This is a genomic window from Enterobacter sp. RHBSTW-00593 (assembly GCF_013784105.1).
Taxonomy (GTDB): Bacteria; Pseudomonadota; Gammaproteobacteria; order Enterobacterales; family Enterobacteriaceae; genus Enterobacter; species Enterobacter ludwigii.
In genome coordinates, this window is the sequence record NZ_CP056393.1 from 4392763 (window position 1) to 4411074 (window position 18312).

Annotated in this window: 9 protein-coding genes, 2 tRNA genes and 4 rRNA genes; 8 read left to right on the top strand and 7 right to left on the bottom strand. The window is 52.5% G+C overall.

Annotated elements, in window-relative coordinates; translation table 11 throughout:
- The first annotated feature begins 5 nt into the window (after nt 1-5).
- Entirely contained in the window at nt 6-2099 is a 2094-nt protein-coding gene (locus HV242_RS21070; protein ID WP_050737345.1) for a putative bifunctional diguanylate cyclase/phosphodiesterase, read from the top strand.
- Here HV242_RS21070 and envR read toward each other — a convergent pair.
- Nucleotides 2003-2722 (bottom strand): acrEF/envCD operon transcriptional regulator, encoded by a 720-nt coding sequence (envR, locus tag HV242_RS21075; RefSeq protein WP_020883496.1) that lies wholly within the window; start codon nt 2720-2722, stop codon nt 2003-2005. The two genes, HV242_RS21070 and envR, sit on opposite strands and share 97 nt — an antisense overlap.
- Before the next feature lie 383 nt (nt 2723-3105).
- Between envR and HV242_RS21080 the strand changes: the two genes are divergently transcribed.
- From HV242_RS21080 to HV242_RS21110, 7 genes are all read left to right on the top strand, one after another.
- Nucleotides 3106-4245, top strand: coding sequence for an efflux RND transporter periplasmic adaptor subunit (locus HV242_RS21080; RefSeq protein WP_020883495.1), 1140 nt, complete (start codon nt 3106-3108; stop codon nt 4243-4245).
- 11 nt (nt 4246-4256) lie between these two features.
- Nucleotides 4257-7370 (top strand): efflux RND transporter permease subunit, encoded by a 3114-nt coding sequence (locus HV242_RS21085; RefSeq protein WP_063858791.1) that lies wholly within the window; start codon nt 4257-4259, stop codon nt 7368-7370.
- Between the two features lie 303 nt (nt 7371-7673).
- A complete protein-coding gene (locus tag HV242_RS21090) occupies nt 7674-7895 on the top strand; it encodes a lipoprotein (protein ID WP_008502867.1) in 222 nt (73 codons plus the stop codon).
- Between the two features lie 487 nt (nt 7896-8382).
- On the top strand, nt 8383-9408 hold the full coding sequence (locus HV242_RS21095) for an amino acid ABC transporter substrate-binding protein (RefSeq protein WP_014171877.1): 1026 nt from the start codon (nt 8383-8385) through the stop codon (nt 9406-9408).
- Nucleotides 9409-9475: 67 nt separating this feature from the next.
- Nucleotides 9476-10657, top strand: a complete 1182-nt coding sequence (locus HV242_RS21100; protein ID WP_014171878.1) for an amino acid ABC transporter permease — start codon at nt 9476-9478, stop codon at nt 10655-10657.
- Nucleotides 10658-10666: 9 nt separating this feature from the next.
- On the top strand, nt 10667-11770 hold the full coding sequence (locus HV242_RS21105; RefSeq protein WP_050737348.1) for an amino acid ABC transporter permease: 1104 nt from the start codon (nt 10667-10669) through the stop codon (nt 11768-11770).
- Nucleotides 11771-11777: 7 nt separating this feature from the next.
- Nucleotides 11778-12536, top strand: coding sequence for an amino acid ABC transporter ATP-binding protein (locus HV242_RS21110; RefSeq protein WP_014171880.1), 759 nt, complete (start codon nt 11778-11780; stop codon nt 12534-12536).
- 103 nt (nt 12537-12639) lie between these two features.
- Here the strand turns inward: HV242_RS21110 and rrf (HV242_RS21115) are convergent.
- From rrf (HV242_RS21115) to HV242_RS21140, 6 genes are all read right to left on the bottom strand, one after another.
- Nucleotides 12640-12755 (bottom strand): 5S ribosomal RNA (rrf, locus tag HV242_RS21115).
- A gap of 43 nt (nt 12756-12798) precedes the next feature.
- Nucleotides 12799-12874: transfer RNA gene (locus HV242_RS21120), tRNA-Thr, on the bottom strand.
- A 14-nt stretch (nt 12875-12888) separates the two neighbouring features.
- Nucleotides 12889-13004, bottom strand: a 5S ribosomal RNA gene (rrf, locus tag HV242_RS21125).
- Nucleotides 13005-13067: 63 nt separating this feature from the next.
- Nucleotides 13068-15973 (bottom strand): 23S ribosomal RNA (locus HV242_RS21130).
- A 192-nt stretch (nt 15974-16165) separates the two neighbouring features.
- Nucleotides 16166-16241 (bottom strand) — tRNA-Glu (locus HV242_RS21135).
- 85 nt (nt 16242-16326) lie between these two features.
- Nucleotides 16327-17866, bottom strand: a 16S ribosomal RNA gene (locus HV242_RS21140).
- Together the 16S, 23S and 5S rRNA genes with 2 tRNA genes alongside form the textbook arrangement of a ribosomal RNA operon.
- Nucleotides 17867-18312 lie beyond the last annotated feature (446 nt).

The window sequence follows — 18312 nt, forward strand, 5'->3', positions numbered from 1 at the left end:
CGATCATGCTGGTTAGCCAATACAACCATATCCTCGTCGTCCTCTCCTTTGTTGTTGCTATCCTTGCTGCCTATACCGCGCTGAATATGGCTGCTCGTGTTGCCGGGAGTCAGGGCGTGGCTGCGCGCGTCTGGCTGGCCGGCGGCGGTATTGCCATGGGGATTGGCGTGTGGGCCATGCATTTTATCGGCATGCTGGCGATGGACCTCTCCATGAGCATGCGCTACAACGCAACCCTGACGGTGCTATCCATGGTTATCGCCGTGGGCTCGTCACTGTTTGCGCTGTGGCTTGTTAGCTGTGAGCAGTTACGTTTGCGCCGTCTGATGCCCGGTGCGTTAGTGATGGGCTGCGGCATTGTGGCGATGCATTACACCGGCATGGCGGCGCTGGAAGTCTCTCACGGTATTATCTGGGACAAAACATGGGTGGCCATTTCGGTTGTCATTGCGCTTGCGGCTTCGCTCGCCGCATTATGGTTGACGTTCCGCTTGCGGCATGAAGCGTCTCAGGTGTCGCTGATGCGTTTTGCCGCCGCCGTTACGATGGGGATCGCCATTGCCGGTATGCACTATGCCGGGATGAAAGCCGCTCAGTTCCCCATGTCGACCATGACACACCATGAAGGTATTAACGGCAGCTGGCTGGCAGTACTGGTCAGCGTCGTCGCACTCGCCATACTGGGGATCACGCTGCTGGTCTCGATGCTGGATGCCCGCCTTCAGGCACGGACCTCCCTTCTGGCCTCATCCCTTGCAGAAGCGAACCGCGAACTCGCTCAACTGGCTTTGCAGGATACGCTGACGCGTCTGCCGAACCGTGTTTTGCTGGAGGACCGCCTCGATCAGGCCATCAGCAAAGCTGACCGTGAAGGCACCCATTTTGCACTGATGTTCATGGATCTCGACGGGTTTAAAACCATCAACGATGCGTACGGCCATGATGTCGGTGACAGACTGCTTGTCGCCGTGACGCAGCGCCTGCTCACGCCCCTGAAGGGTCAGTTCACCCTTGCCCGTATCGGTGGTGATGAGTTTGTTCTGCTGGCTGAAGGAGAAGGTCCGGATGATGCGGCCTCACTGGCCAACTCGCTGGTTCGCGCTATCGATAGCCCATTCAATCTGGATCCCTATGAACTGGTGGTAACCCTTAGCATTGGTATCGCGCTCTATCCCCACGACGGTAAAACCGAGCGCGAGCTGATGTTTAACGCCGATGCGGCGATGTACCACACGAAGCACATGGGCCGAAACGGTTATCACTTTTTCCAGCCCTCCATGAACACCCTGGCGCAGACCCATCTCCAGTTGATGAACGATCTGTGGCTGGCTATCGATCGTAATGAACTGCGCCTGCTTTATCAGCCAAAATTCCACGCACCGGCGGGTCCTGTCCTTGGGTTCGAGGCGCTATTGCGCTGGCAACACCCGAAGCAGGGATTGCTGACGCCAGACCTGTTCCTGCCGCTGGCGGAAAAAACGGGGCTGATCATCCCGATTGGCAACTGGGTACTTAATGAGGCCTGCCGTCAGTTGCGGGAGTGGCACCTTCAGGGGCATCAAAACTGGTCGATGGCGGTGAACCTGTCGACACTGCAGTTTGAGCAACCTTCACTGGTTAAAACGGTGCTCGACTGCCTGACGCGTCACAACGTACCGCCGGAGATGCTGATCCTTGAAGTGACGGAAACCACGGCGATGAGCAACCCGGATGAGAGTGTGCGCGTGCTGACAGAGCTGACGGACGCGGGCGTGAAAGCCTCCATTGATGATTTTGGTACCGGTTATTCCAGCCTGCTTTATCTCAAGCGCCTGCCGGCCTGTGAATTGAAAATCGACAGAGCGTTCGTGAAAGAATTAAGCGGTGAAAGCGAAGACGCCACCATTGTCTCAGCGATTGTGGCCCTGGCAAAAACGCTAAATCTGAAAGTCGTGGCGGAAGGGGTGGAAACCGAAGCACAGCAAACCTTTTTGACGGCGCTGGGCTGCAACACGCTTCAGGGCTATCTGTTGGGCAAACCGGTCAGTGCACAGACCATCGAAACGCTCTGCGCGCAAGGGGAAATGTTACCTGGCGCTGAGCTAAAATCATCCTCATGAGGCGACACCCGCACGACAGGGAGTGTCGCCAGAATGCTATCGACCAGCGCAGGAGCCTGCTGATAAAGATTAAAGCTGCTGTTATTCATTAACCAGTTTTTAATGATTCCGCTGAAAAAACCGTGGAAAACAATCAGGGTTAGATCAACATTTACCTGTGACGAAATGAGGTTCCGCGAAATACAGTCCTGCAACGTGGCACGTAAAGACTCATAATTAAAACCAATACGTTTTCTGATTTCACACTCTGAAATCATATCGCTATTAAATTCACACTTATGATACAAAATTTGCAAAAGAGCGCATTGCCGAGGCTCATGTGCAATATATTGCAACGCAGCAATAAATTGCTCACGAAGCATTAACAACGGATCGCTGCCCGCAGAAAGAGAAAGTCTGTCACGAATGATGTCACGAAACGGTAATTGCTGTTCCCAGATGGCATTAAATATTTCTGATTTACTGGTAAAATGCCAATAGATGGCACCCCGTGTAACATTTGCTGCATCCGCGATATCCGTCAGCGTCGTGTTCGCCACGCCCCGCGTCGCAAACTGCCCGATAGCCGCTTCAATCAGCTGCTGACGGGTTTGTTGAGCCTCTTCTTTCTTTTTACGCGCCATAGACGACTACTCGTTACTCACAAGGTTTATATTTACACGGGTCAGATACACGAAAGTATTCACTACTTTGCGTTTTAATTTTGCACAAAAAAAGTCAAATCGCTTAATTAATAATTTAGACAAATGCATAGATATAATTAAATTCATGAGATGAATAATTGAGCCACGTTAAATGCCATTTATCTGATTAACCAGCCAGAACTATATCCTCGCTAACACCAGGTTTGATTCTGATTTTTGCCTTAAGGCCTGTTCATTCGCACTTATAAATTAAAAAACATTAATTACCCTCATTATTATACGCCCTACATTTTATTTTTATCCCTCTGCCCTGCTACCGATTCACGGCAAATATCGGTTCATGGGTATTTAAAGGAACAGTAATGACGAATTATTTCAGACGTTTGCCCTTATCCGGTTTTATTGTCTGCGCGGTACTGCTCACTGGATGCGATGGTCAGGAAAACCAACCACCACATCCGCAGGCGCCTCAGGTCAGCGTGCATATAGTGAAAAGCGCCCCTCTGGCTATCACCACCGAACTCCCGGGCAGAACAGATGCCTTTCGCGTTGCGGAGGTTCGTCCTCAGGTGAGCGGCATCATATTGCGTCGTAACTTCACAGAGGGAAGTGATGTAAAAGCCGGCGAGTCACTTTATCAGATCGATCCTGCCACCTATCAGGCCGCGTATGACAACGCGAAAGGTGAACTCGCGAAGGCCCAGGCGGCGGCTAACATTGCGCACCTGACGGTAAAACGTTATCTCACGCTGGTTGGCACGCAGTATGTCAGCAAGCAGGAATACGACCAGGCCGTGGCGACAGCGCAGCAAGCAGATGCCAGCGTCGTTGCCGCACAGGCAGGCGTTGAAAGCGCGCGCATTAATCTTGCCTATACCAAAGTGACGTCTCCCGTCGAGGGTCGCATCGGTAAATCCAGCGTCACCGAAGGCGCGCTGGTGACCAACGGGCAAGCCGCAGCCCTGGCAACGGTTCAGCAGCTTGATCCGATGTATGTCGACGTCACCCAGTCCAGCAGTGATTTTATGCGTCTGAAGCAGACGAGCCTGCAAAAAGGAGAGGCCACCAGCACCGTTGAGCTGGTGATGGAGAATGGTCAGCCCTACCCGTTGAAAGGTACGCTGCAGTTCTCGGATGTCACGGTCGATGAAAGTACCGGCTCTATCACCTTGCGCGCGATTTTCCCAAACCCACAGCACCTGCTGTTGCCTGGCATGTTTGTCCGGGCCCGCATTGATGAAGGCACACAGCCTGATGCGATTCTGGTCCCACAACAAGGCGTGACCCGCACGCCGCGCGGTGATGCATCCGTTCTGGTGGTTAATGATAAAAACCAGGTTGAGTCACGTACCGTCGTTGCCCCTCAGGCGATTGGCGATCGCTGGCTGGTGACGGAAGGGCTGAAAAATGGCGACCGCGTCATTGTCAGCGGCTTACAAAAAGTCAGACCGGGCGCTACCGTCGTCGCGACGCCTGATACCACCACGACTCCAGCCGGTTAAGGGACGACGACATGGCTAATTTCTTTATCCAACGGCCGGTTTTCGCCTGGGTGCTTGCCATCATTTTGATGATTGCAGGCGGGCTGGCCATTCTCAAACTGCCCATCGCGCAGTATCCGACCATTGCCCCTCCCGCCGTGGCTATCACCGCAACGTATCCGGGTGCTGATGCGCAAACGGTGCAGGATACCGTAACGCAGGTTATCGAACAGAACATGAACGGTATCGATAACCTGATGTATATGTCATCCACCAGCGATTCCGCAGGTAATGTCACCATCACGCTGACCTTCCAGTCCGGAACAGACCCGGACATTGCGCAGGTACAGGTGCAGAACAAACTGCAGCTCGCCATGCCGCTGCTCCCCCAAGAGGTCCAGCAGCAAGGGATCGGTGTTGAGAAGTCCAGCAGCAGCTTCCTGCTGGTCGCAGGCTTTGTTTCCGATAACAAAGACCTCACGCAGGATGACATCTCTGACTATGTCGCGTCTAACGTGAAAGATGCCATTAGCCGCACCACGGGAGTTGGTGATGTGCAGCTGTTTGGTGCCCAGTATGCGATGCGCATCTGGCTCGACAGCAACGCGATGAACAAATACCAGCTGACGCCGCTGGATGTGATTAATCAGCTGAAAACGCAGAACGACCAGATAGCGGCCGGCCAGTTAGGCGGAACGCCGTCAGTACCGGGGCAGCAGTTGAACGCCTCGATCATTGCACAAACGCGTCTGAAATCTCCGGAAGAGTTTGGCCGCGTGACGCTCAAGGTGAACCAGGACGGCTCCATGGTTCATCTGAAAGATGTGGCCCGCATTGAGCTGGGTGGCGAAAACTACAATATGGTCACCAAAATCAACGGGCAAGCGGCAACTGGCCTGGGGATTAAGCTGGCTACCGGTGCAAACGCACTGGACACGGCCGCCGCCATCAAGAGCAAACTGGCCCAGCTCCAGCAGTTCTTCCCGCAGGGGCTGAAGGTAGTCTACCCCTACGACACCACGCCTTTTGTGAAGATCTCTATCCACGAAGTGGTGAAAACGCTGTTCGAAGCGATCATTCTCGTCTTCCTGGTGATGTATCTTTTCCTGCAAAACCTGCGGGCGACGCTTATCCCGACAATTGCGGTGCCGATCGTGCTGTTGGGTACGTTTGCGATCCTGGCGGCGTTCGGTTTCTCCATCAACACCCTGACCATGTTCGGTATGGTGCTGGCGATTGGCCTGCTGGTTGATGACGCCATCGTGGTGGTTGAGAACGTCGAACGCGTCATGGTTGAGGACAAGCTGCCGCCAAAAGAGGCGACGCAGAAGTCGATGGGGCAGATACAGGGCGCACTGGTGGGTATCGCCATGGTGCTCTCGGCGGTCTTTATCCCCATGGCCTTTTTTGGCGGTTCAACGGGAGCCATCTATCGTCAGTTCTCGCTGACCATTGTCTCGGCTATGGCGCTGTCGGTGCTGGTCGCTCTGATTCTGACACCGGCCCTGTGCGCCACCTTGCTTAAGCCCGTCTCCAGCGATCGCCACGAAAAGAAAGGTGGCTTCTTCGGCTGGTTTAATGCGCTCTTTGACCGGAGCGTGGAGCATTACAGCAACAGCGTAAGCGGCATTTTGCGTAAGACCGGGCGCTATCTGGTGGTATACGTCATCATCGTCGGTGGTATGGCTGTACTGTTCCTGCGCTTACCCACCTCCTTCCTGCCCGAAGAGGATCAGGGGGTATTTATGACTATGGTCCAGCTCCCCGCCGGAGCCACCCAGATGCGAACCCAGCAGGTGCTTGACCAGGTTCAAAATTATTATCTCAACAACGAGAAGGCTAACGTTGAATCGGTGTTTACCGTGAACGGCTTTAGCTTTAGTGGTCAGGGTCAGAACTCCGGTATTGCGTTCGTTAGCCTAAAGCCCTGGGAAGCGCGTCCCGGAGCAGAAAATAGCGTTGAGGCGATCGTAAGGCGTGCGACGAAGGCCTTCAGTCAGATTAAAGATGGCCTCGTGTTCCCGTTTAACCTGCCAGCGATTATCGAGCTGGGTACCGCAACGGGCTTTGACTTTGAGTTGATTGATCAAGCTAACCTGGGGCATACCCAACTGACCCAGGCGCGTAATCAACTGCTCGGCATGGTGAAAGCGCACCCCGATCTGCTGGTTCGCGTTCGTCCTAACGGTCTGGAAGATACCCCACAGTTCAAACTGGATGTCGATCAGGAGAAGGCACAGGCGCTGGGCGTCAGCCTCTCTGACGTCAACCAGACGATCTCGACGGCATTGGGGGGAACCTATGTGAACGACTTTATCGATCATGGACGCGTGAAAAAAGTGTACGTCCAGGCCGACGCTCACTTCCGTATGTTGCCAGGGGACATCAACAACCTCTACGTGCGCAGCGCGAATGGTGAAATGGTGCCGTTCTCCTCCTTTAGCAGCTCGCACTGGGTGTATGGCTCGCCTCGCCTGGAGCGCTACAACGGAATGCCTTCGATGGAGATCCTCGGTGAGTCCGCGCCGGGTAAAAGTACCGGTGAGGCGATGGCCTTGATGGAGAACCTCGCCGCAAAACTGCCTTCCGGTATCGGCCATGACTGGACGGGAATGTCTTATCAGGAACGACTGTCTGGTAACCAGGCACCTGCCCTGTACGCCATTTCACTGATTGTGGTGTTCCTGTGCCTGGCTGCGCTTTATGAAAGCTGGTCTATTCCCTTCTCGGTCATGCTGGTTGTGCCGCTGGGTGTCACGGGCGCGCTTCTCGCCGCATCGATTCGCGGGTTAAATAATGATGTCTATTTCCAGGTCGGCCTGCTGACAACGATTGGTCTGTCGGCGAAAAACGCCATTCTGATCGTCGAGTTTGCTAAGGATCTGATGGATAAAGAAGGTAAAGGGATCATTGAAGCCACACTGGAAGCATCCAGAATGCGCCTTCGACCGATCCTGATGACGTCGCTGGCCTTTATCCTTGGCGTGATGCCACTGGTCATCAGCAGAGGAGCCGGGAGCGGCGCGCAAAATGCTGTCGGGACAGGTGTTATGGGAGGGATGCTTTCCGCAACGCTTCTGGCTATTTTCTTCGTGCCCGTCTTCTTTGTGGTTGTCCGGCGCCGGTTTACGAAACATAAAGAGTAATGTTTCTCAAAAAAGGCACCTCAGGTGCCTTTTTTATTTTTAGCATAAACAATGAATTAGATATGTCATACTCACAGCATTAATAGTTAACCATTTGCATTAAGTAAAAACGCCGCGTTACGTCTTCATATTTTCTCCATTAATTCATCCTGACAGCGACTTTTCTCCACGATTTTTACAAACAACATAATTTGAGATTATTCCCCGTGCAACGTTGCCTTATCCCGGTGGTAAAATAGTCTCCAGTTCGTTAATAGCCCTCCTGGCTGTATAGCGAATGAGAAATAATACTGAGGTAACATCATGAAAAGATTCATTTCCGTTGCACTACTCGCTGCGCTGCTTGCTGGATGCGCGCACGACTCTCCATGTGTACCGGTATACGACGATCAAGGCCGACTGGTTCATACCAATACCTGTATGAAAGGCACCACTCAGGACAACTGGGAAACAGCAGGTGCTATCGCCGGTGGTGCTGCCGCGGTGGCAGGTTTGACGCTGGGTATCGTTGCTCTGACGAAGTAACATCAGAACGTATCATTTGTGTAGAAAGCGCGGCTCTGTCCGCGCTTTTGCTTTTAAAGAGTGCAGCGTTTTCAGATAAGTAAAAAAATAGCCCTGTCTTTACCCACCTTGTTTATTTCATCCTGCGGACAGTCACATATTTTTAATGCACAGCGTTAAATTACATATTCTATCGTGATGATTTTCACATATTAATTATATTTAATACCCTGCCAATATTCACCCCAGAAACTATCTCTTCTTTTTAAGGTATAGCCGCTGAAAGTTTTGCTCCGATTTGTGGCACAGGTTGTAATTTCGCACCGTTTCGGGGCGCTCTCTTTATTTAACCCTGTCTACACTCAGCATTATGCGTTCATTGGTCACCTATTTTGTTGAGCGCAAAACCTGGCATTACGTTTGCTTTATAAACGTTGGCCAAAGCCACAGACAGGTAAAGCGTTTAAAACGCCTCTATAACGATAAATTTCGCCACACAGGATGCATTATGAAAAAGACGATGATAGCCAGCCTGGCCGCCGCGGGCATGTTGTTTGCTGTAGCCGGTCAGGCCCATGCGGGTACGACACTGGATGCCGTTAAAAAGAAAGGGTTTGTTCAATGTGGGATCAGTGACGGTTTACCTGGCTTCTCTTATGCCGATGCAAACGGCAAATTTACCGGTATTGATGTTGATGTCTGCCGCGGTGTCGCCGCCGCCGTTTTCGGTGACGACAGTAAAGTAAAATATACCCCGCTGACGGCGAAAGAACGTTTTACTGCATTACAGTCTGGCGAAGTTGACATGCTTTCCCGTAATACCACCTGGACCTCCTCACGTGATGCAGGCATGGGAATGGCATTTACTGGCGTGACCTATTATGACGGTATCGGTTTCCTGACCCACAATAAAGCGGGCCTGAAAAGCGCCAAAGAGCTGGATGGCGCGACCGTTTGTATCCAGGCCGGTACCGATACCGAGCTGAACGTCGCGGATTATTTCAAAGCAAATAACATGAAATATACCCCTGTGACATTCGATCGCTCCGATGAATCGGCCAAAGCGCTGGAATCCGGTCGTTGCGACACGCTGGCTTCTGACCAGTCACAGCTGTACGCCTTGCGTATTAAGCTGAGCAACCCGGCAGAGTGGATTGTCCTGCCTGAAGTGATCTCCAAGGAGCCTCTTGGACCGGTTGTGCGTCGTGGCGATGAAGACTGGTTCTCCATTGTTCGCTGGACGCTGTTTGCCATGCTGAATGCCGAAGAGATGGGCATCAACTCGAAAAACGTCGACGAGAAAGCCGCTAAACCGTCCACGCCGGATATGGCTCATCTGCTGGGAACAGAGGGCGATTTCGGGAAGGATCTGAAGCTGGATAACAAGTGGGCTTACAACATCATCAAACAGGTGGGTAACTACGCTGAGATCTTTGAGCGCAACGTGGGATCGGAAAGCCCTCTGAAGATCAAACGCGGCCAGAATAATCTCTGGAACAACGGCGGTATTCAGTACGCGCCACCAGTACGTTAAGTCATTGCTGTAACGGGCACTGTTAAGGCAGTGCCCGCCCCAGAGTCATGGTTACCGAGGTTTCTTTATGTCCCATCGCCGCTCAGCCGTAAAAGGATCGCTATCCTTTTCTCATCCCGCGGTCCGCGCCTGGCTATTCCAGGTTATTGCGATTATTGCGGTTGTTCTTATCGCCGTGTATCTCATCCATAACACTATAACCAACCTGAATAATCGCGGTATTACCTCCGGCTTTGCTTTTCTGGATCGCAGCGCGGGGTTTGGCATTGTTCAACACCTTATTGATTATCAGGAAGGCGACACGTATGGACGCGTGTTCGTGGTCGGTTTACTGAATACGCTGCTGGTCTCTGCACTTTGTATTGTCTTTGCCTCCATACTGGGCTTCTTTATTGGTCTGGCACGTTTGTCCGAAAACTGGCTGCTACGCAAACTGTCTACTTTTTATATTGAGACGTTCCGTAATATTCCGCCGCTGCTGCAGATCTTTTTCTGGTATTTTGCCGTGCTGCGCAACCTGCCGGGGCCACGTCAGGCTATTGACGCTCTTGATCTGTTTTTCCTGAGTAATCGCGGGTTGTATATTCCTTCTCCGCAGCCGGGTGAAGGGTTGTATGCCTTCATTGCCGCCCTTGTAATAGCGCTTGCTCTCTCAGCCGCCATGTTCCGCTATAACCGCAAGCATCAGTTCAAAACCGGGCAGCTTCGTAAAACCTGGCCAACCGCCGCCATCCTTATCATTGGTCTTCCACTTCTGACACACTGGCTGTTTGGGGCCGCCCTTCACTGGGATATTCCGCAGCTGCGTGGCTTTAACTTCCAGGGCGGAATGGTTTTAATTCCTGAGCTGGCAGCCCTGACGCTGGCGCTTTCGATTTATACCTCTGCATTTATCGCCGAGATTATTCGTGCGGGGATCCAGGCCGTTCCTTACGGGCAACACGAGGCGGCGCGCTCGCTGGGATTACCCCATACGGTGACGCTTCGTCAGGTCATTATTCCGCAAGCGTTACGGGTCATCATTCCGCCGCTGACCAGTCAATACCTCAATATTGTCAAAAACTCATCGCTGGCGGCCGCCATTGGCTACCCCGATATGGTGTCGCTGTTTGCCGGAACCGTGCTTAACCAGACCGGACAAGCCATTGAAACTATTGCCATCACAATGTCTGTCTATCTGATCATCAGCCTGGTGATTTCGTTGCTGATGAACCTCTATAACCGTCGTATAGCACTGGTCGAGCGCTAAGGATCTATGATGACAAAAGCGATACTGTCGCACTCCTCGCGCCCTGCCAGTTCGACAGGCGGCCGTTTTATTCTCTGGGCGCGTAAGAATCTGTTCTCCAGCTGGAGTAACAGCCTGCTGACAATTGTATGTTTGTGGCTTATGTGGGAATTAATTCCACCGCTGCTGAACTGGGCTTTTTTACAGGCTAACTGGTCGGGATCCACTCGCGCAGACTGCACAAAAGCAGGGGCCTGCTGGGTGTTTATCCATGAGCGTTTTGGCCAGTTCATGTATGGATTGTATCCGCATGAACAGCGCTGGCGGATTAATCTGGCACTGGCCATCGGGCTGCTCTCCATCGCCGTAATGTTCTGGAAAAAACTGCCTCATCGGGGCCGTTATATTGCCTGTTGGGCAGTGGTGTATCCCATTATTGTTTGGGGGCTGTTGTATGGCGGCTTCCTGGGGCTGGAACGTGTTGAAACACGTCAGTGGGGTGGGTTAACGCTGACGCTGATTATCGCGTCCGTTGGGATAGCCGGCGCACTGCCATGGGGTATTTTGCTCGCGCTTGGGCGGCGCTCAAAAATGCCTGTCGTACGTGTGCTTTCCGTTATTTTCATTGAATTCTGGCGTGGCGTACCGCTTATCACCGTTCTGTTTATGTCTTCGGTCATGTTGCCGCTGTTTATGGCAGAAGGGACAACGATAGACAAACTGATCCGTGCCCTGGTCGGGGTCATCCTTTTCCAGTCCGCTTACGTTGCGGAAGTGGTGCGTGGGGGCCTGCAGGCTCTGCCTAAAGGTCAGTATGAAGCGGCGGAATCACTGGCACTTGGCTACTGGAAAACGCAGGGACTGGTGATATTGCCACAAGCACTCAAGCTGGTTATCCCGGGCCTGGTCAATACCATCATTGCCCTCTTCAAAGATACCAGCCTGGTGATCATCATCGGGCTGTTCGATCTCTTTAGCAGCGTGCAACAGGCGACCGTTGACCCTGCCTGGCTGGGTATGTCCACCGAGGGATATGTCTTCGCTGCTCTGATCTACTGGATCTTTTGTTTTAGCATGTCGCGCTATAGCCAGCATCTGGAAAAGCGCTTTAACACCGGGCGTACACCGCACTGAGGAAATTATGAGCCAGATTACTATGACACCTGCCGACGCGATGATTACGCTGGAAAACGTGAATAAATGGTACGGGCAGTTTCATGTTTTGAAAGACATTAACCTCAAGGTTAAGCAGGGAGAACGGATCGTTCTTTGTGGCCCTTCCGGGTCCGGAAAATCCACGACCATTCGCTGTATTAACCACCTTGAAGAACATCAGCAGGGGCGCATTGTTGTTGATGGCATCGAGCTGAATGAAGATATTCGTAACATCGAACGGGTGCGCCAGGAAGTGGGAATGGTGTTCCAGCACTTTAACCTGTTTCCCCATCTGACCGTTCTGCAGAACTGTACGCTTGCGCCAATTTGGGTACGAAAGATGCCTAAAAAGGAGGCTGAAGCACTGGCGATGCACTACCTGGAACGGGTACGAATCGCAGAGCACGCCAATAAATTTCCCGGCCAGATATCAGGCGGTCAGCAGCAGCGCGTGGCTATCGCCCGTTCGCTCTGTATGAAACCGAAAATTATGCTGTTTGATGAACCGACATCCGCCCTGGATCCGGAAATGGTGAAAGAGGTACTGGATACCATGATTGGACTGGCGCAGTCCGGGATGACCATGCTGTGTGTGACGCACGAAATGGGGTTTGCCAGAACCGTGGCCGATCGGGTGATCTTTATGGATCGTGGGGAAATCGTTGAGCAGGCACCGCCGGATGAGTTCTTCGCACATCCTAAATCTGAACGTACGCGGGCTTTCCTGTCACAAGTGATCCATTAAGCGTGTCTTAGCCCGGTGGCGCTTCGCTTACCGGGTCTGACTTTTTCCGGGAAACATAACGCAAAAAGGCCATCCTTTCGGATGGCCTCTTCACTTGTTTGATGTCTGGCAGTTCCCTACTCTCACATGGGGAGACCCCACACTACCATCGGCGCTACGGCGTTTCACTTCTGAGTTCGGCATGGGGTCAGGTGGGACCACCGCGCTAAAGCCGCCAGACAAATTCTTTTACTTCTTGCCGAACTTTAACCTAAGTATAAAGTGGTGCTGATACCCAGAGTCGAACTGGGGACCTCACCCTTACCAAGGGTGCGCTCTACCAACTGAGCCATATCAGCACGCTAAATTTGATGCCTGGCAGTTCCCTACTCTCACATGGGGAGACCCCACACTACCATCGGCGCTACGGCGTTTCACTTCTGAGTTCGGCATGGGGTCAGGTGGGACCACCGCGCTAAAGCCGCCAGGCAAATTCTGTAATCTGTATCAGCTGAAAATCGTCTCTCACCGCCAAAACATCTTCGGCGTTGTAAGGTTAAGCCTCACGGTTCATTAGTATCGGTTAGCTCAACGCATCGCTGCGCTTACACACCCGACCTATCAACGTCGTAGTCTTCAACGTTCCTTCAGGAGACTTAAAGTCTCAGGGAGAACTCATCTCGGGGCAAGTTTCGTGCTTAGATGCTTTCAGCACTTATCTCTTCCGCATTTAGCTACCGGGCAGTGCCATTGGCATGACAACCCGAACACCAGTGATGCGTCCACTCCGGTCCTCTCGTACTAGGAGCAGCCCCCCTCAATTCTCCAGCGCCCACGGCAGATAGGGACCGAACTGTCTCACGACGTTCTAAACCCAGCTCGCGTACCACTTTAAATGGCGAACAGCCATACCCTTGGGACCTACTTCAGCCCCAGGATGTGATGAGCCGACATCGAGGTGCCAAACACCGCCGTCGATATGAACTCTTGGGCGGTATCAGCCTGTTATCCCCGGAGTACCTTTTATCCGTTGAGCGATGGCCCTTCCATTCAGAACCACCGGATCACTATGACCTGCTTTCGCACCTGCTCGAGCCGTCACTCTCGCAGTCAAGCTAGCTTATGCCATTGCACTAACCTCCTGATGTCCGACCAGGATTAGCTAACCTTCGTGCTCCTCCGTTACTCTTTGGGAGGAGACCGCCCCAGTCAAACTACCCACCAGACACTGTCCGCAACCCGGATCACGGGTCTACGTTAGAACACCAGCCATTAAAGGGTGGTATTTCAAGGTTGGCTCCACGCAGACTGGCGTCCACGCTTCAAAGCCTCCCACCTATCCTACACATCAAGGACCAGTGTTCAGTGTCAAGCTATAGTAAAGGTTCACGGGGTCTTTCCGTCTTGCCGCGGGTACACTGCATCTTCACAGCGAGTTCAATTTCACTGAGTCTCGGGTGGAGACAGCCTGGCCATCATTACGCCATTCGTGCAGGTCGGAACTTACCCGACAAGGAATTTCGCTACCTTAGGACCGTTATAGTTACGGCCGCCGTTTACCGGGGCTTCGATCAAGAGCTTCGCGTTGCCGCTAACCCCATCAATTAACCTTCCGGCACCGGGCAGGCGTCACACCGTATACGTCCACTTTCGTGTTTGCACAGTGCTGTGTTTTTAATAAACAGTTGCAGCCAGCTGGTATCTTCGACTGATTTCAGCTCCACCCGCAGGGGCTTCACCTACATATCAGCGTGCCTTCTCCCGAAGTTACGGCACCATTTTGCCTAGTTCCTTCACCCGAGTTCTCTCAAGCGCCTTGGTATTCTCTACCTGACCACCTGTGTCGGTTTGGGGTACGATTTGATGTTACCTGATGCTTAGAGGCTTTTCCTGGAAGCAGGGCATTTGTTACTTCAGCACCGTAGTGCCTCGTCATCACACCTCAGCGTTAACAAGGAACCGGATTTACCTGGAACCTCCGCCTACATGCTTAAACCGGGACAACCGTCGCCCGGCTAACATAGCCTTCTCCGTCCCCCCTTCGCAGTAACACCAAGTACAGGAATATTAACCTGTTTCCCATCGACTACGCCTTTCGGCCTCGCCTTAGGGGTCGACTCACCCTGCCCCGATTAACGTTGGACAGGAACCCTTGGTCTTCCGGCGAGCGGGCTTTTCACCCGCTTTATCGTTACTTATGTCAGCATTCGCACTTCTGATACCTCCAGCACCCCTCACAGGACACCTTCAACGGCTTACAGAACGCTCCCCTACCCAACAACACATAGTGTCGCTGCCGCAGCTTCGGTGCATGGTTTAGCCCCGTTACATCTTCCGCGCAGGCCGACTCGACCAGTGAGCTATTACGCTTTCTTTAAATGATGGCTGCTTCTAAGCCAACATCCTGGCTGTCTGTGCCTTCCCACATCGTTTCCCACTTAACCATGACTTTGGGACCTTAGCTGGCGGTCTGGGTTGTTTCCCTCTTCACGACGGACGTTAGCACCCGCCGTGTGTCTCCCGTGATAACATTCTTCGGTATTCGTAGTTTGCATCGGGTTGGTAAGCCGGGATGGCCCCCTAGCCGAAACAGTGCTCTACCCCCGAAGATGAATTCACGAGGCGCTACCTAAATAGCTTTCGGGGAGAACCAGCTATCTCCCGGTTTGATTGGCCTTTCACCCCCAGCCACAAGTCATCCGCTAATTTTTCAACATTAGTCGGTTCGGTCCTCCAGTTAGTGTTACCCAACCTTCAACCTGCCCATGGCTAGATCACCGGGTTTCGGGTCTATACCCTGCAACTTAACGCCCAGTTAAGACTCGGTTTCCCTTCGGCTCCCCTATACGGTTAACCTTGCTACAGAATATAAGTCGCTGACCCATTATACAAAAGGTACGCAGTCACCCCATAAAAGAGGCTCCCACTGCTTGTACGTACACGGTTTCAGGTTCTTTTTCACTCCCCTCGCCGGGGTTCTTTTCGCCTTTCCCTCACGGTACTGGTTCACTATCGGTCAGTCAGGAGTATTTAGCCTTGGAGGATGGTCCCCCCATATTCAGACAGGATACCACGTGTCCCGCCCTACTCTTCGAGTTCACAGCCTGTGTGCTTTCGTGTACGGGACTGTCACCCTGTACCGTGCGACTTTCCAGACGCTTCCACTAACACACAAGCTGATTCAGACTCTGGGCTGCTCCCCGTTCGCTCGCCGCTACTGGGGGAATCTCGGTTGATTTCTTTTCCTCGGGGTACTTAGATGTTTCAGTTCCCCCGGTTCGCCTCGTTAACCTATGTATTCAGTTAACGATAGTGTGACGGATCACACTGGGTTTCCCCATTCGGACATCGCCGGGTCAAAGGTTCATATCACCTCGCCGGCGCTTTTCGCAGATTAGCACGTCCTTCATCGCCTCTGACTGCCAGGGCATCCACCGTGTACGCTTAGTCGCTTAACCTCACAACCCGAAGATGTTTCTTTCGATTCATCACCGGTTTGCGAAAATTTGAGAGACTCGAACACACATTAACTGTGTGTCGTTTCAATTTTCAGCTTGATCCAGATTTTTAAAGAGCAAATATCTCAAACGTCACCCGAAGATGAGTTTTGAGATATGTCGGCAGGTGACTTTCACTCACGAACCAGCAAGTGGCGTCCCCTAGGGGATTCGAACCCCTGTTACCGCCGTGAAAGGGCGGTGTCCTGGGCCTCTAGACGAAGGGGACACTGAAGTCTCAATCGCAAGACGCCTTGCTATTTACTTTTCATCAGACAATCTGTGTGAGCACTACAAAGGCAGGTTCTTTAAGGTAAGGAGGTGATCCAACCGCAGGTTCCCCTACGGTTACCTTGTTACGACTTCACCCCAGTCATGAATCACAAAGTGGTAAGCGCCCTCCCGAAGGTTAAGCTACCTACTTCTTTTGCAACCCACTCCCATGGTGTGACGGGCGGTGTGTACAAGGCCCGGGAACGTATTCACCGTAGCATTCTGATCTACGATTACTAGCGATTCCGACTTCATGGAGTCGAGTTGCAGACTCCAATCCGGACTACGACGCACTTTATGAGGTCCGCTTGCTCTCGCGAGTTCGCTTCTCTTTGTATGCGCCATTGTAGCACGTGTGTAGCCCTACTCGTAAGGGCCATGATGACTTGACGTCATCCCCACCTTCCTCCAGTTTATCACTGGCAGTCTCCTTTGAGTTCCCGGCCGGACCGCTGGCAACAAAGGATAAGGGTTGCGCTCGTTGCGGGACTTAACCCAACATTTCACAACACGAGCTGACGACAGCCATGCAGCACCTGTCTCAGAGTTCCCGAAGGCACCAAAGCATCTCTGCTAAGTTCTCTGGATGTCAAGAGTAGGTAAGGTTCTTCGCGTTGCATCGAATTAAACCACATGCTCCACCGCTTGTGCGGGCCCCCGTCAATTCATTTGAGTTTTAACCTTGCGGCCGTACTCCCCAGGCGGTCGACTTAACGCGTTAGCTCCGGAAGCCACGCCTCAAGGGCACAACCTCCAAGTCGACATCGTTTACGGCGTGGACTACCAGGGTATCTAATCCTGTTTGCTCCCCACGCTTTCGCACCTGAGCGTCAGTCTTTGTCCAGGGGGCCGCCTTCGCCACCGGTATTCCTCCAGATCTCTACGCATTTCACCGCTACACCTGGAATTCTACCCCCCTCTACAAGACTCTAGCCTGCCAGTTTCGAATGCAGTTCCCAGGTTGAGCCCGGGGATTTCACATCCGACTTGACAGACCGCCTGCGTGCGCTTTACGCCCAGTAATTCCGATTAACGCTTGCACCCTCCGTATTACCGCGGCTGCTGGCACGGAGTTAGCCGGTGCTTCTTCTGCGGGTAACGTCAATTGCTGCGGTTATTAACCACAACACCTTCCTCCCCGCTGAAAGTACTTTACAACCCGAAGGCCTTCTTCATACACGCGGCATGGCTGCATCAGGCTTGCGCCCATTGTGCAATATTCCCCACTGCTGCCTCCCGTAGGAGTCTGGACCGTGTCTCAGTTCCAGTGTGGCTGGTCATCCTCTCAGACCAGCTAGGGATCGTCGCCTAGGTGAGCCGTTACCCCACCTACTAGCTAATCCCATCTGGGCACATCTGATGGCAAGAGGCCCGAAGGTCCCCCTCTTTGGTCTTGCGACGTTATGCGGTATTAGCTACCGTTTCCAGTAGTTATCCCCCTCCATCAGGCAGTTTCCCAGACATTACTCACCCGTCCGCCACTCGTCACCCGAGAGCAAGCTCTCTGTGCTACCGTTCGACTTGCATGTGTTAGGCCTGCCGCCAGCGTTCAATCTGAGCCATGATCAAACTCTTCAATTTAAGTTTGATGCTCGTGAATTAAACTTCGTAATGAATTACGTATGTTCACTCAGAGACTTGGTATTCATTTAGTGTCCGGAGACATTAAGAATCCATGTCACTTTGAGTGCCCACACAGATTGTCTGATAAATTGTTAAAGAGCAGTTGCGACGCGGCTTACAGCTCACCGTCGCGAGGTGGCGTATATTACGCTTTCCTCTTTCAGAGTCAACCCTGAAATTCAGGATTTTTTCTCTTCAACCGACCGGGTTAACTGTGAAGTGATTCACATCCGCCGTGTCGATGGAGGCGCATTATAGGGATCCCAATTTTTAGCACAAGTACTTTTTGGATCTTTTTTTCCAACTGTCGATTTTCCGCGCTTTTCGCTGAAATCCCACCCAATATGCTTAAATATTGACGCTTTTTGCCTTGCCTCGATCCATTAATATGATCAAGTCTTCTA